Origin of the sequence: Streptomyces sp. NPDC048338 (assembly GCF_043201055.1) — a bacterium.
Taxonomy (GTDB): Bacteria; Actinomycetota; Actinomycetes; order Streptomycetales; family Streptomycetaceae; genus Streptomyces.
On record NZ_JBICYQ010000006.1, the window covers coordinates 31,996 to 46,590 of the forward strand.

11 protein-coding genes are annotated in these 14,595 nt (G+C 73.1%); 5 read left to right on the plus strand and 6 right to left on the minus strand.

Annotation, left to right across the window (positions count from 1 at the left end; genetic code table 11):
• Positions 1-52: 52 nt before the first annotated feature.
• From ACGFZF_RS15605 to ACGFZF_RS15615, 3 genes are all read right to left on the minus strand, one after another.
• Positions 53-2,158, minus strand: coding sequence for a SpoIIE family protein phosphatase (locus ACGFZF_RS15605; RefSeq protein WP_393554299.1), 2,106 nt, complete (start codon positions 2,156-2,158; stop codon positions 53-55).
• 365 nt (positions 2,159-2,523) lie between these two features.
• On the minus strand, positions 2,524-4,335 hold the full coding sequence (locus ACGFZF_RS15610; protein ID WP_393554301.1) for a S8 family serine peptidase: 1,812 nt from the start codon (positions 4,333-4,335) through the stop codon (positions 2,524-2,526).
• Between the two features lie 805 nt (positions 4,336-5,140).
• A complete protein-coding gene (locus ACGFZF_RS15615; protein ID WP_393554303.1) occupies positions 5,141-5,419 on the minus strand; it encodes a hypothetical protein in 279 nt (92 codons plus the stop codon).
• 242 nt (positions 5,420-5,661) lie between these two features.
• On the opposite strand from ACGFZF_RS15615, the gene ACGFZF_RS15620 reads away from it, so the two are divergent.
• The 4 genes from ACGFZF_RS15620 (at position 5,662) to ACGFZF_RS15635 (ending at position 10,275) form a co-directional block, all read left to right on the plus strand.
• Positions 5,662-7,866 (plus strand): SpoIIE family protein phosphatase, encoded by a 2,205-nt coding sequence (locus ACGFZF_RS15620; RefSeq protein WP_393554305.1) that lies wholly within the window; start codon positions 5,662-5,664, stop codon positions 7,864-7,866.
• A 280-nt stretch (positions 7,867-8,146) separates the two neighbouring features.
• Positions 8,147-8,338 (plus strand): hypothetical protein, encoded by a 192-nt coding sequence (locus ACGFZF_RS15625; RefSeq protein ID WP_147981923.1) that lies wholly within the window; start codon positions 8,147-8,149, stop codon positions 8,336-8,338.
• 190 nt (positions 8,339-8,528) lie between these two features.
• A complete protein-coding gene (locus tag ACGFZF_RS15630; RefSeq protein ID WP_393554912.1) occupies positions 8,529-9,254 on the plus strand; it encodes a VOC family protein in 726 nt (241 codons plus the stop codon).
• Between the two features lie 118 nt (positions 9,255-9,372).
• Positions 9,373-10,275, plus strand: a complete 903-nt coding sequence (locus tag ACGFZF_RS15635; protein ID WP_393554308.1) for an oxygenase MpaB family protein — start codon at positions 9,373-9,375, stop codon at positions 10,273-10,275.
• A gap of 87 nt (positions 10,276-10,362) precedes the next feature.
• Here the strand turns inward: ACGFZF_RS15635 and ACGFZF_RS15640 are convergent, their stop codons facing one another.
• Positions 10,363-11,076, minus strand: a complete 714-nt coding sequence (locus ACGFZF_RS15640) for a hypothetical protein (RefSeq protein ID WP_393554310.1) — start codon at positions 11,074-11,076, stop codon at positions 10,363-10,365.
• Positions 11,077-11,292: 216 nt separating this feature from the next.
• On the opposite strand from ACGFZF_RS15640, the gene ACGFZF_RS15645 reads away from it, so the two are divergent.
• Positions 11,293-12,852: a GMC oxidoreductase gene (locus ACGFZF_RS15645; protein WP_393554311.1), complete on the plus strand. Its 1,560-nt coding sequence runs from the start codon at positions 11,293-11,295 to the stop codon at positions 12,850-12,852.
• Between the two features lie 102 nt (positions 12,853-12,954).
• Here the strand turns inward: ACGFZF_RS15645 and ACGFZF_RS15650 are convergent, their stop codons facing one another.
• The gene (locus ACGFZF_RS15650; protein ID WP_393554313.1) at positions 12,955-13,434 is read right to left on the minus strand and encodes a carboxymuconolactone decarboxylase family protein; all 480 of its coding nucleotides are present in this window, start codon (positions 13,432-13,434) and stop codon (positions 12,955-12,957) included.
• Positions 13,431-14,510, minus strand: a complete 1,080-nt coding sequence (locus ACGFZF_RS15655; RefSeq protein WP_393554315.1) for a dihydrodipicolinate reductase — start codon at positions 14,508-14,510, stop codon at positions 13,431-13,433. The genes ACGFZF_RS15650 and ACGFZF_RS15655 overlap by 4 nt, the downstream gene beginning before the upstream one ends.
• Positions 14,511-14,595 lie beyond the last annotated feature (85 nt).

Genomic DNA, 14,595 nt, shown 5'->3' on the forward strand with positions numbered 1-14,595 from the left:
TCCTAGAGGGGTGTCTTGTCGATCAGCCCGGCAAGATCGGCAAGACACCCCCCTAGGGGGTGCCGGTGGTGTCCTGGTCCGTGGCGGCGGCTTCGGCGATGAGGAGGGCGACGTCGTCGTCGCTGTCCGGGTCGGGCAGGGTGGCGAGCAGTTCGTCGCAGGTGGCTTCGAGGGGCAGCGGGGAGCCGGAGAGATGCCGCACGAGGGCGTCCATGCGGCTGTCGAGCGCGTGGTGGCGGCTCTCCAGGAGGCCGTCGGTGTACAGGAAGAGCCGGGCGCCGGGCGGCAGGTCGACCCGGGTGGTGGTGAACGGGATGTTCTCGGCGGCGCCGAGGGGTGCGCCGGGCGGCAGGTCGAGCAGGGTGGGCGGGTGGCCGGGCCGGGTCAGGGCGGGCGGCGGATGGCCGGCCAGGGCGATGCGGCAGAGCCCGGCGGCCGGGTCGCACAGGGCGTAGACGCAGGTGGCGATGATCTCGTCGAGTTCACCGGTGAGGACGTCGAGGTGCCGCAGGACCTCGTCCGGTTCGAGGCCGAGCCGGGTCAGCGTACGGGTGGCGGTGCGCAACTGGCCCATGGTGGCGGCGGCGTTGATGCCGGAGCCCATCACGTCGCCGACGACGAGGGCGGTGGTGCCGTCGGTGAGGGGGATGACGTCGAACCAGTCGCCGCCGACGTGTCCGGCGGTTCCGGCGGGCTGGTAGCGGCAGGCGACCTTCAGCCCCGGCGGATCGGGCGGGGTGCGCGACAGCAGGTGGCGTTGCAGCGTGGTGGCCGCCTGGAGCTGGGTCTGGTACCAGCGGGCGTTGTCGATGCACACGGCGGCGCGGGCGGCGAGCTCCTCGGCGAGCAGGATGTCGTCGGCGGTGAAGGGCAGCGGGTTGCGGGCCCGCTTGAGGTCGAGCGCGCCGAGGACCTCGCCGCGGGCGATGAGCGGTACGGCGAGGTAGGAGTGGATGCCGGCGTCGGCCAGGATCGTGGCGGCCGTCGCGTCCCGGGCGATGCGGGGGAGGTCTTCGGGGCGTACGTGGGCCAGATGGACGGTGCGGCCGGTGGCGGCGCAGCGGGTGACGAGGCGGTCGGCCTCGTACCGGGTGATCTCGCCGACCGGGTCCGCGGCCCGGGCGGCGCCCGTGGCGTAGGCGGTCTTGACGGCGAGGGCCCGGAAGGCGGTGGGGGCGCTGGTCGGCCGGTGCAGGGTGCGCGGGTGGAGGGCGGCGTCCAGGACGTCGACGGCGGCGATGTCCGCGAGGTCGGGGACGACGGTGTCGGCGAGTTCGCGGGCGGTCTGCTCCAGGTTGAGCGTGGTGCCGATGCGCGTGGACGCCTGGGCGATCACCGCGAGACGGCGACGGGCCTGGGAGCTCTGCAGGTCCGCGCGGTACTGCTCGGAGACGTCGAGCACGGTGGCGACGACACCGATCACCCGGCCGATGGAGTCCTCGAGCCGGTAGTACGAGACCCGCCACGCCCGGTTACTGCCGTTGCCGCCGTGGTGGGGGCGCTCGGTGGCGAAGCGGTCGAGCCGGGGGGTGCCGGTGGCGAGCACCTGGCGCATCGTCTCCTCGACGTCCTCGCGCTCGCCGAACGGCAGGTTCTCGGCTGCCTCGTGACCGAGGCAGCCCTGGGCGGACCGGCCGGTGATCCGCTCGAAGGACGGGTTGACCAGGACGAGGCGCAGGTCGGTGTCGGCGACGGCCACCCCGGTCGGCGACTGGGCCACCAGTTGCGCGGACAGTGCGAGATTGCGTTCGATGCCGCGGACGACGGACTCGTCGGCGGCGATGCCGAGCGCGTACCGGCCACCCGCCTGGTCGGTGAGCCGCATGTTGCGGAACTCCACGGGACGGGAGCTGCCGTTCTTGTGCCGGATCGGGAAGACCCCCGCCCAGCTTCCGCCGCCCGTCATGACCTGGGCGAACAGGTCGAGGACGAGCCCGGCGTCCTCTTCGGCGACCAGCAGGCGGGCCGCGTACCGGCCGAGCGCCTCCTCGGCGGTCCAGCCGAACAGCTTCTCCGCCTGGGGGCTCCACAGGGTGATGCGTCCGCCGGCGTCGAGGACGATCGCGGCGACACCCAGCATGTCGAGCAGGCCCCCGTGCTCGGGCGTGGCGAGGGAGCCGGCAGGGTGCACGCTGCGGTAGGCGTCGGCCGCGTCCATGGCGGGTCCTCCCTTACACGTGCCGGGCTGCCGGGGGCTGCGCGCGGGGCCCAACCGCTTCCATCGTCCTCCCGGTCGCCCTCCCGGGCAGCCCGGGCCGTGCCTCTCTCCACCCGTCCTTCACGTGGAAACCATTTTCATACGGCGTCCGAGCGTGCTCCCGACGGCCTCCGGACACGGGGTGACCTGCCGGAACGCCGGGATTCCGCCCCGGATGCCGAACGGCGCGGGCCGAAGCGCCAGGAGGACCGGCATTCCGACGGACCTCCGGACACACGGAGGTGGGCGGGGCCGACGGCCCCGCCCACCGTGAGTGCGTGCCCCGGGCCGGTGACCGATGGTCACGAGGCCCGGGGGTCAGCAGGTCAGAAGGTCAGGTTCCAGGCGTCGATCTTGCCCGTGTCCTGGCTCGCGTTGTCGTTGACGCGGAGCTTCCAGACACCGTTCGCGACCTCCGACGAGGCGTTGACGGTGAAGGTCTGGACGATGTTGTCCGTGCCGCTGCCGGTGCGGTTGTGCACCGTGTACACGGTGCCGTCCGGGGCCACCAGGTCGACCTTCAGGTCACCGATGTAGGTGTGCTTGATGTCCACACCCACCTTGAGGGTGGCGGGCGCGTTGCCCGTCACTCCGCTGACCGTGATCGCGCTCTCCACCGTGGCGTTGTCGGCGATCGCGACGTCGGTCAGGTTCTCGAAGTACTTGCCGGGCGGCGGGGTGCTGCCGCCGACCGCCTTCAGGGCGTCGACCTGACCGTCACCGAAGAAGCCGTTCTTCGTCGTCGTTCCCGTGCAGCGGCTGTCCGAGGGGCAGGCCGTGTCGTTGGCCTGCGAGTTCAGCCGGTCCCGGAGGTCGGCCGGGGTGAGCGCCGGGTTGACGCTGGCGAGCAGCGCCGCGACGCCCGCCACGTGCGGGGACGCCATCGAGGTGCCGTTCTTCGTGCCGTACTTGCCGCCGGGCAGCGTCGAGTACACGCCCGAGGCGCCGTCGCCGCCGGGGGCCGCGACGTCGATGACGCCGTTGCCGAAGTTGGAGTACGAGGCCTTCACGTTGCCGCTGCCCATGGCCGCGACCGTCACGACGCCCGGCAGCTCGGTCGGGATGTCGATGCAGGCGTTGGTGATGGTGCGGTTGACCGGCGTCGAGTCGTTCGGGCTCGCGTTGTCGGTCGTCTTGTTCGCCAGGTCGTAGTTCGAGTTGCCCGCCGCGGCGACCTGCAGCGAACCCTTGCCCTCGGCGTACGCCTGGGCGCGGCGCACGCCCTCGATGATGGCGGCCTGGTCCACGTTGTCCGGGCAGTTGAACTGCCACGGGTCGGTGTAGTAGCTGTTGTTGGTGACCTTGAAGCCGTGGTCACCGGCCCACATGAAGCCGCAGACGGTGTTCTCGGCGAAGAACAGGGTGCTCGTCGGCTCGGCGATGCGGACGGAGGAGATCTTCACGCCCGGCGCGACGCCGATGACGCCCTTGCCGTTCTTGGCCGCGGCGATGGTGCCGGCGACATGCGTGCCGTGGGTGTCGACGTCGCGCCACGCACCGGCGCGGGTGTCCGCCTTGCCGTAGGCGCAGGAGACGGAGTCGGCCGCGTTGAAGTTGGGCGCGATGTCCTGGTGCTGGTCGTCGACACCGGTGTCGAGGACGCCGACCTTCACGGAGGACGAGCCGGTGGTGACGGCCCAGGCCTGGTCCGCCTTGATCTGGGTCATGTCCCAGCGGTTGGACTCGGTCAGCGTCGTGGTCGACTGCGCCGGGTTCGCCGGCAGGGCCGGGTTGTAGGCGTCGGCCGGGACGTCGGAGGTACGGGTCGCGCCGACCTGCTGGATGCCGCTCACGGCGCGCATCGTGGAGGCGAAGGTCGCCGAGGTCGAGTGCGCCACGACGACGCCGATGGCGTCGTAGGAGGCGAACACCGTGCCGCCGTTGTTGACGACGGCGGCACGCGCCGCGGAGGTGTCACCGGCAGCGGTGATCACCAGGTACGCGCGGGTGCCGGCCGCCCAGGCCGCGGCGGTCTTCGCCGGTGCCGCCGGTGCCGCCGTCCGCGCCGAGGCGGACGAGGGCTCCGGGGTCGTGGTGGGCGCCGCGTGGGCGGCGGGGACGGCGAGGGCCATGGTCGCGCCGAGGGCGGCGACCGTGATGGCGGAGAGTCTCAGCCGGCTCGATATGTGGGAAAACAATGCGTCCTCCGATGACCCGGTGGCGCTGGTGGCACCGGCCGGGTCCTGTGATGTGTGGGGTGGACGCAAGATCCCAGACAGGGCGGTGCGGAAGGAAGCCTTCAGTCCCACAAGCCCCTTGGTGTTACCCAGTGTTGACCTGAGGTGACGCCGATCGATGGGGGCTTCCACCGGGATGCCCCGCTTCGTGCCGCGACGGGCTCGGCCGGGAGCTCGGCCACGCGTCGGGCGACGGTGCCGGGCCTCCCGGCCGGATCTCCCGGCCGTATCTGCCGGAACCGACGGGCCGTCATGTCAGGACTGCGACGCGCGCTTCCGGTCCGTCGAGGAGGAGCCCGAGACAGCACCGGAGGGTGTCTTGTCGATCAGGCCGACAGGATCGGCAAGACACCCCTCAAGGGCGGGCCCGACGTCGCCGTCGTTCTCCACCGCGCCGGCGGCCATCAGGGAGGAGGGGAAGGGGAACCGGCCCGGCGACGGAGAGGGCGACCGGGACGGCGTCCCGGATCCGCAGGCCGCGCGACCGCAGCGGACGTACGGGGCCGGGGTCGCGTGGGTCGCGTGGGTCGTACGCCGCCTCGATGCTGCTGACACGATCGGTCAGGGACGGGCCCTTCGCCCGCGGAGCAGCGCCGGACGGGCCGGTGAACGTCCCCGGCACACGGAAGCCGGAAGACGCCGTACAGGGCGTCGACACGCGCGTATGCGGTGAGCCTCGGCTGCCGCAGGGGCCGTGGTCGAGACGGTGATCAGGAGCCGACGTGTGATCGTCGCGCGTCCGTCGTGGTGTCTCCGCGCCTGCTCGTCAGTACAGGCGCGGGGACATGACATGGGGTTCGGAACCCGGTACCTCGAGGACGCAGCGCGGGATGCCCGGCCCCGGCAGGGCGCGGACGGTCGCGGGCGTCGGCGGATCGGTCGGCAACTCGATCGCCACGACCACCGGCCGGTCGCCGGTCGTCGTGGCGTGCCCGGTCTCCTTGCCGTCGACCAGGACCTCCACCACCGCGGTGTGCCCGGTCTGGAACGTGACGCTGACCGAGTGTCCCGCGTGATCGATATGGAAGTGGTGGCGTCTTCTCATGTGGTCACTCCCGCCGGGCACGGCCTCCGCATTCCCGGATCCAGCCTAGCCACCCCCCGCCTCGACGGCCTGCGCAGCGCGCCCCCGCCCGTACGCCCCCGCCCGCGTCCCCCGCCGCTCCGCGCCCCTCGCGGCCGCCGCGGTGGCGTGCCGAGCCCACCCGGACGGCGTAGCGTCCGTGGTGGGGTGAGGCCCGGAGCAGTGGGGCGCCCGGGCCGCGTCCCGCCACCCGGGAGGTGCGCGTGACCCGCACGAGTCGACCGGCCGGCGCAGACCACGAGGTGGGGGCCTCGCTCGTGGAGACGGTGCGCCGCGCCGGCGCGTCCGTCGGCGCCCTCTACCTGCTCTCACCGGACGAGCCCGTCCTGTGCCTGAGTCTGCTGTGCGGTGCCCCCGCCGAGTTCGCGGCCCCCTGGTCCAGGGTGCCGCTGGCGTCTCCGGCCCCGGTGGCCGACGCGGTGCGTGAGGAACGGCTGGTGTGGGCGGGGAGCCAGGAGGAGATGGCGCGCGTCTACCCGCGCACCGCCGTGGCGCTCCCGTACCCGTGCGCGCTCGCCGCCGCACCGGTCACGGGTGCGCGGCCGTGGGGGGCACTGCTGCTGATCTGGCCGCCGACGCACCCGCCGGCCCTGAGCGGTCGGGAGCGGGGACGGATCGCGTCCGCCTGCCGTGCGCTCGCCCGGCTGCTGGCCGAGGCCGCCGCGTCCGGCACTCCCCTGCCGCCGTGCGGGACGCCGCGAGAACTCCCGCTCGACCGCGAGGCCGGGGCCGCCGGGGCAGCCGGTGCCGCCGGTACCGCCGGGGCCGTTCCCGACGCCGCCGTCGACTTCGCCGAACGCCTGCCGGGCGGCTCGTGCGCCCTCGATCTCACCGGACGCGTCACCTTCCTCAGCTCGGGAGGCGCCGCCCTCCTTGGCCGTGAGCCGGGCGAGCTGCTCGGCACGCTTCCGTGGGAGTCCCTGCCCTGGCTCGACGACCCGAGCTACGAGGACCGCTACCGCGCCGCGGTGATCAACCGTGAGCCCGTCTCCTTCACGGCGCTCCGGCCCCCGGACACCTGGCTGGACTTCCATCTCTACCCGGACACGGGCGGCATCAGCGTCCGGATCGTGCCGACCGGAACCCGGCCGCCTCCCGTCCCCGCGCCCGCGTGGCCGGCGCGGGAGGCGGCACCGGCCCGCGCGGGGCAGCTCTACCAGCTCATGTACCTGGCCGCCGCGCTGACCGAGGTGGTCGGCGTCCAGGACGTCGTCGATCTGATCGCCGACCAGATCATGCCCGCCTTCGGCGCCCACGGTCTGGTGCTGGCCATGGCCGACGCGGGACGGCTGAGGATCACCGGGCACCGCGGATATCCCGCCGCGGTCGTCGAACGCCTCGACGGGCTGCCGATCGACACCGCCTTCACCCCCGCCGGCCGCGCCCTCGCGCGCGGCGTACCGCTGTTCTTCGCCGACCCTCAGGAGATGGCGGCGCACCACAGGGAGGCCCGGGTGGTCAGCGGCAAGCAGGCCTGGGCCTTCCTGCCGCTGATCATCTCCGGGCGTCCCGTCGGCGTCTGCGTGCTCTCCTACGACCAGCCGCACCGTTTCCCGGCCGAGGAACGCGCGGTCATGACCTCGCTCGCGGGGCTGATCGCCCAGGCGCTCGACCGTGCCCGGCTGTACGACGCCACGCTCGGGATCGCCCACGGGCTGCAGCAGGCGCTGCTGCCGCATTCCCTGCCCGCCGTCGCCGGCCTGGACGTGGTGGCCCGCTACCTGCCGGCGACGCACGGCATGGACATCGGGGGCGACTTCTACGACCTGATCCCGCTGGGCGAGGACGTGGTCGCCGCCGTCATCGGGGACGTCCAGGGCCACAACGTCGCCGCCGCCGCCCTGATGGGGCAGGTCCGCACGGCGGTGCACGCCCACGCCACCGCCGGGGTCTCCCCCGACCAGGTCCTCAGCCGCACCGACCGCTTGCTGACGGACCTCGACTCCGACCTGTTCACGAGCTGCCTCTACCTCCGGCTCGACTTCGCCCGGCGCATCGTCCGCCTGTCCGACGCCGGCCACCCGCCACCCCTGATGCGGCTCCCCGGCCGAGCCGCGCGGCCGGTCGACGTGACGCCGGGGCCACCGCTCGGCGTCGACCCCGGTGCCGACCGTCCTGTCACCGAATTCCCGCTCGTGCCCGGGATGTTGATCGTGCTCTACACCGACGGGCTCGTCGAGACACCGGGAGAGGACCCGGACGAGTCGGTCCGGCGGCTCGCCCGGCTGGTCACCGAGGCGGACGACTCCGACCTGGAACTGCTCATCGACTCCGTGCTGGAGCAACTGCGGCCCGCGGCCAAGCGCCTGGACGACATCGCACTCCTCGTCCTGCGCTGCGCGGCCGATCCGGACGGGGCGGACGGGAGCGCCGGTACGGACGGCGAACAGCGCGACCGGGCGCGCTGACTGACGGGCCGTCGGCACCCGTGTCCCACGTGCGCCAGGACACCCCGCACGACCGCCGTCCGGGGCGGGCCCCCGCCGCTCTCCGTCGCCTCGAAGCGGGCGTCCTCGTCTCCCGGCAGCCGCCCCCTCCTCCCCCTCCGGTCGGCCGATCCGGCATCTGCGCAGGTCACAGCCGGTACGACGGCAGCCCCGTCACCCGATCAGCCGCTCCTGGGCGTACATCCGGGCCCGTCTCCGGTGCACTGGAAGGACACAGGCCCGCCGAGCATGGAGACGGATCATGTACGAAATGCACGTCGGCATCGCCTCCCCCGAAGGGGACTTCGTCTGGCACGTCGCCGCCATGGGCACCGCGACGGCCCTGTGTGGGCAGTCGCTCCACGCGGAACCTCTCGAAGAGCGCGACCGGACCGACCGCCACTGCACCCCCTGCATGAGCTCCTTCCAGCAGCTCATGAACGACCGGCGCTGAATCCGCCGGGCACGGCGCGGCCCACACCGTGGTGGCCGGGCGCTCGCCGAGGACAGTGGGACGGCCCGCACTGGCGATCTTGCCGGGGGTACGGTGGGATGGACAGCGGTCACGCGTCCACGACGGATGGATGAAGGTTGTGTCGACCTCGAGTCATGCGGTGTTCGGCGCTCCCTGCTGGGTCAGTCTGATGACCCGCGACCTACGAGCCGCGGAGACCTTCTACGGTGCCGTGTTCGGCTGGACGTTCCGGCCGACGCGGCTCGGCAAGGAGTTCTCCGTCGCCCTCCGGGACGGGGCGCCGGTCGCCGGCATCGGGGCGCTGGCTCCGCGGCTGGCGGTGGCGGTCGCCTGGACCCCGTACTTCGCGGTCGACGACGCCGACCTGACCGCCTCCCGGATCCGCGAGCGCAGTGCCACCGTGGCCGTCGGCCCGCTGCGCTTCGGAACGGGCCGCGCGGCCCTGGCCTCCGACCGCGAGGGGGCCGTGTTCGGTATCTGGGAGGGGGAGATCATCCCGGACTGGAGCGTGGGACGCGGCGGCGCGCCCGCCTGGCTGGAGCTGCGCACCAGGAACGCCTTCGACGCGGCGATCTTCTACGCCGAGGTCCTGGACTGGGCGGGCGAGAAGCCCGGTTGCTGCCAGGTCGCGTACGAGGACGACAGCGTGGTCCTGAGCCACCGGGAGACGACCGTCGCCCGGCTCGTCGGCGGTGCCGTGGAGGCTGCCCCGGATCCCCAGGTCCGCCCCCGGTGGCACGTGCTCTTCCGCGTCCCGGACGTCGAGGCCACCATGGCCGCGGTCGGCCGCCTCGGCGGCACCACCGCGTCCGAGGTGAGCGCGTCGGGCGGCGGGCGCAGGGTGACCCTGCGCGATCCGGACGGCGGGCTGTTCACGGTGGCGGACGGGCCGTGAGGCCGCGCGGCCGCAGTGTCCGGTGCTCCGCCCGGCGGGCCTGACCCGTCCCGCGCGTCGGTCGGCGGGCAGGGTGTCCCGTCCGTTCGCCGGGCCGCTCCCGGCGCATACTGGCCGCATGGAATGGCCCCCTCAGACCGTCGACGAGCTGCGGGCACGGCTCGGCACCACGCTGTTCCGCCGCGTGGCGGGCCCGTCGGGCGAGGAGAACCGCGCCCGCATCCACGGCACCCCCGGCCCGCGCTGGTTCGGCCCCGACCGTCCGATCCGGGCTGTCCACGGCGACGCCTCCATGTTCGCCGGGGGCCTGGCGGCCCTGCTCGTCCAGTCGCTGCACCCGCTCGCCATGGCCGCGGTGTCGGCGCACTCGGGATTCCGCGGCGACCCGTGGGGGCGCCTGCAGCGCACCAGTACCTTTCTCGCGGTGACGACCTTCGGCACGGCCGAGGACGCCCGGCACGCGGTGGAGCGGGTGCGGGCCGTGCACGAGCGGGTCCGGGGGCGGACGCCCGACGGACGCGCCTACCACGCGGCGGACCCGCATCTGCTGGGCTGGGTGCACGTCGCGGAGGTCGACTCCTTCCTGCGTGCCCATCGCCGCTACGGGGCGCACCCGCTGGACCGCGCCGGCTACGACGGGTACGTGGCGGACGCGGCGCGGATCGCGGAGGAGCTCGGGGTGGAACGGCCGCCGCGCAGCGTCGACGAGCTGGCGGAGCGCATGGACGCGTACCGGACGGAGCTCCGGTCGACACCCGCGTGCCGGGAGACCGCCCGGTTCCTGCTGCTGCGTCCGCCGATCCCCTGGCAGGCGCGGGCCCCGTACGCACTGCTCGCGGCCGGCGCCGTGGCGCTGCTGCCACCCTGGGCGTACGGCCCGCTGGGGCTCCCCGCCCTCCCGGGGCCGGTGCGGGCGGGCGCCCGGGCGGGAGGCCGGCTGGCGACGGGGGCGATCCGCTGGGCGATGGCCCCGCCGCCGCCCGTGCGGACGCCGGAGGTCCAGGGCCTGTCGTCGACCTGAGGGCTGTCCCGTAGTCACCGGCGGAGCTCGCGGTGTCCGGTGCCGTGCATCGCGAGGGGAGGCCCCGCGCGCCGAGGGCGAGGGCCGTCATTGGCCCGCGTGTGCCGCGCGGCGGATCGTCGCGTCGACGAGGGCCAGGGCCTCCTGCGCCGTGCGGCCGGGGGCGCGGTTCCATGGTCCGATGAGGCCGGTCCAGCCCTGGGCGCGCAGTTCGGTGACGATCCAGGCGGCGGAGCGGTTCATGGTGTCGGCGCTGCCGTAGCCGAGCCGGTGCGCGGTGAGCAGGGCCCCGCACAGGCAGCGGGCGCCCCGCGCGTCGCGAAGCCGGTAGGGCCGGTTCTGCCAGCCCCATTCCACGAGGACGCGGCGGGCGTGGGCGAGGTGGACGGAGGGGCGGAGGTCGGGTTGCCCGATCCGACGCCAGCCGTGCAGCCGGTCGGGCAGGACGGCGCCGATTCGCCCCGGGAGGCGCCGCTCGGCCGGCGGGGTCGTGGGGAGGGACTCCAGTGCGCTGGCGACGAGCTGCTCGACCGGGACCGAGAGGAGGCCGCGCCACTCCTCGGCGGCGGACGGGCGGGCGACGCCGGCCGTCGGTCCCGTGCCCGGGTGGTCGGGGGTGGGGTGCGGCGCGGGAAGGCCGGGCGCCGGGGGAAGGGCGGGCGCCAAGCTCCAGTGGCGCACGATCTCCTGCCAGGCGGCGGTGTCGTGGAGCCGCGCGGCGGCGAGATCGACGGCCTCGGGTGTGGTGGTGACGGTGCCGGGGGTCCCGGTGTCGGCCTTCTCGGGGGCGGTGGTCGGCATGGGCGGGCACGCTCCTGGGTCGGTGGATCCCCCGGTCGCCCCTAATGTCGGCTATGCGGCTTTTCAACTTGAGGTCCGACCGCCCACAAGGTGCCCGATCCACCCATAAGTTACCAATCGGTATGCCGTGACTTCCCATGCCAGCGGCAGTAGAACTCGTTCCCATTCCCCCTCACGAGTGAGGAACTTCACGTGGTCTCACGTAGAAAATTCATCATGGGAACAGGTTCTCTTCTGGGCGCACTCGCGCTGCCGGCCCCGTCGGTGTCGGCAGCCCCGCTCCCCCCGGGAACCCGCCTCCCCGTCCTCGTCATCGGCACCGGATACGGCGGCTCCGTCGCCGCCCTCCGGCTCGCCCAGGCAGGCGTCGACGTGCACATGGTCGAGATGGGCATGTCCTGGGACACCCCGGGCCCCGACGGCAAGGTCTTCGCCAACACGACGAAGCCCGACTACCGCTCCTACTGGCTCCGCACCCGCACGAAGCAGCCGCTGAGCAACTTCCTCGGGTTTCCGCTCGACAAGGACATCCCCCGCTACACCGGAATCCTCGACGCGGAGGAGTTCAGCGGCATCACCGTCTACCAGGGCCGGGGCGTCGGCGGCGGCTCCCTCGTCAACGGCGGCATGGCGGTCACGCCCCGGCGCGAGAACTTCGGCGCCGTGCTGCCGTCCGTGAACGCCGCCGAGATGTACGACGTCTACTACCCGCGGGCGAACGCCGGGCTCGGCGTCAACCAGGTCGACCCCGCCTGGTGGGAGAGCGCGGCCTGCTACCAGTACGCCCGCGTCGGCCGCAAGCACGCCCAGCGCTCCGGCTTCCCGTTCGTCTTCGTGCCCAACGTCTACGACTGGGACTACATGAAGCAGGAGGCGGCCGGCTCCGTCCCCAGGTCGGCGCTGGAGGGCGAGGTCCTCTACGGCAACAACCACGGCAAGAAGACCCTGCGCAAGACCTATCTCGCGCAGGCCGAGGCGACCGGCAGGGTCGCGATCTCACCGTTGCACAAGGTCACTTCGGTGACTCCCGCGGCGGGCGGCGGCTACACCGTGCTGATCGACGAGATCAACACCTCCGGGGCCACCACGGCCACCAAGTCCGTCACGGCCGACCGGGTGTTCTTCGCGGCCGGCAGCGTCGGCACCAGCAAGCTGCTCACCCGGCTCAAGGCCACCGGCGCCCTGCCCGGCCTCAACAACGAGATCGGCAAGGGCTGGGGCGACAACGGCAACGTCATGTGCGGCCGGGCCAACCACATGTGGGACGCCACCGGCAAGCTCCAGGCGTCGATGCCCACGGCCGGGATCGACAACTGGGACGCGGGCGGCGCGTTCGCCGAGGTGGCCCCGCTGCCCACCGGCATCGAGACCTACGCCTCGTTCTACCTGTCCATCACCAAGAACCCGCACCGCGCCGAGTTCTCGTGGAACGCCGCCGCGGGGCGGGTCGACCTCAACTGGCAGACCGCCTGGAAGCAGCCCTCGATCGACATGGCGAAGAGCATCTTCGACAAGATCAACGCGAAGGAGGGGACCATCTACCGCACGGACCTCTTCGGCACGTACAAGATCTGGGGCGACCACCTCACGTACCACCCGCTCGGCGGCGCGGTGCTCGACAGGGCCACCGACAACTACGGGCGCCTGCACGGGCATCCCGGGCTGTACGTCATCGACGGCGCGCTCATCCCCGGCAACGCGAGCGTCAACCCGTTCGTCACCATCACGGCGCTCGCCGAGCGGAACATCGAGAAGATCATCGCCACCGATCTGTGACCGTCCTCCCGTGACGACCGACCTGTGACCGCCGGTTCGTGTCGGTGCGGGCGCGTACGAAGCCGGGGCGGCCGGGATCACCCAGCGGCCCCGGGGCCGGGATCACTGCCCGGGCAGCACGCACACGGAGTCGAGGCCGAGGACATGGTTGAGCCGGCCGAAGGCGAGCCAGGAACCGATGCTCATGCTCAGCTCCACGATCTCGGCCTGGCTGTACCGCGCGGTCATCCGCGCCCAGAACTCCTCGTCGAGGCCGTGGTGGTCCACGGCGTAGCGCTCGGCGTACTCGGCGGCGAGCCGGGTCCGCTCGTCGAAGACGTCGGTCGTGCGCCACTCGGTGACCGCGTCCGCGAAACCGTCCTCGACCTTCTCGCCGTCCCGCTCCGTGCGCCAGTCCAGGCAGAACACGCAGCCGTTGATCTGTGCGATCCGCAACCGCGCGGCCTCGAACTCGCGCAGGCCCAGCGTCGTGTGCTCGTACACGGACAGCGAGAAGTTGGCGGCGGCCATCCCGATGCCGGGGACCATGTCGCCCCACACGTACCCGATCGGCTCCTGGCCCTCGGGAATGTCGATGATCACGGTTGTCTCCTTCCGAGCTTCCCCACCGCCGGGCGCAGTGGCACGTCGAGCGCGTCGTACAGCCCCGGCTTGGCGTCCACCAGCCAGTCGATGGCGTTCACCAGCCGGCCGACCGCGGTGGCGTTCCCGCCCGCGGACCGGTTCTCGCCCTCGTCGGTCGCCTCGACCGTGACCTCGATGCGCGGCCGGCCCTCGACGATCACCCGGTGCGCGCCGGCACCGTCCGGCGGGCTCGGCCAGTCGGGGGCGCAGGACGGGTGGATGCGGGTGACGTGCTCGACGACGATGAGGGCCTCGCCGTCGACGACGCCCTGCACCTCGAAGCGCACGGCGCCCTGGGTCCCGGCCTCGAACACGCCCATGGTGCGGGTGGTCACGGTGGTGTCGAGGGCGCGCCGCTCCAGGGTCTCGCGGATGTCGTCGAGCGCGACACCGAGGGCACGGGCCATCAGGCGTATCTGGCCGCCCCACACCATGGTCGGCACCGACGGGGCGAGCATCAGCGGCTCGTACTCCATGGGCTGGCCCATGCCGACCAGGTACCGGACCGACTCCTCCTGGTCATAGGTGGAGTAGTCGAAGATCTCCTGGCAGCGGATCGCGTCCACGGTCGAGCCGAGGCCGCTCATCAGCAGCGGAAGCACGTCGTTGCCCCAGCCCGGGTCCACCCCCGAGACGAAGAGCGACCCCCCGCCCTCGGCGACCGCGGTGAGGACCGGGTCGCGGAACTCCGGCGGGGCGTTCAGCTGGTCGTAGAGCGGATACAGCGCCGGGGTGACGACGACGGCGCCGGCGCGGACCGCCGCGACGACGTCGGCGAGGGCCTCGTCGGGGCGGATGTCGCCGGAGGCGGCGTACACGACGGCGCCGGGGCGGGCGGCGAGAACGGCGCCGGCGTCGTCGGTCGCCGCGACCCCGAGCGCGCGGTCGAGGCCGGCGAGCTCGCCCGCGTCGCGCCCGGTCTTGGCCGGATCGTGGACGAGTACGGCGGCGAGTTCCAGCGCCGGGTGGGCGTCGACGGCCCGGACGGCCGCGCGCCCGACGTTTCCGGTACCCCAGACAACGGTCGGAATCATGCGCGGAGCGTAGCCTGACGGACCGTCAGTTCCTAGGGTCGTGACAGGAACCGCTCCTCACCGCCGCTCCCCACGCCCCGTCCGG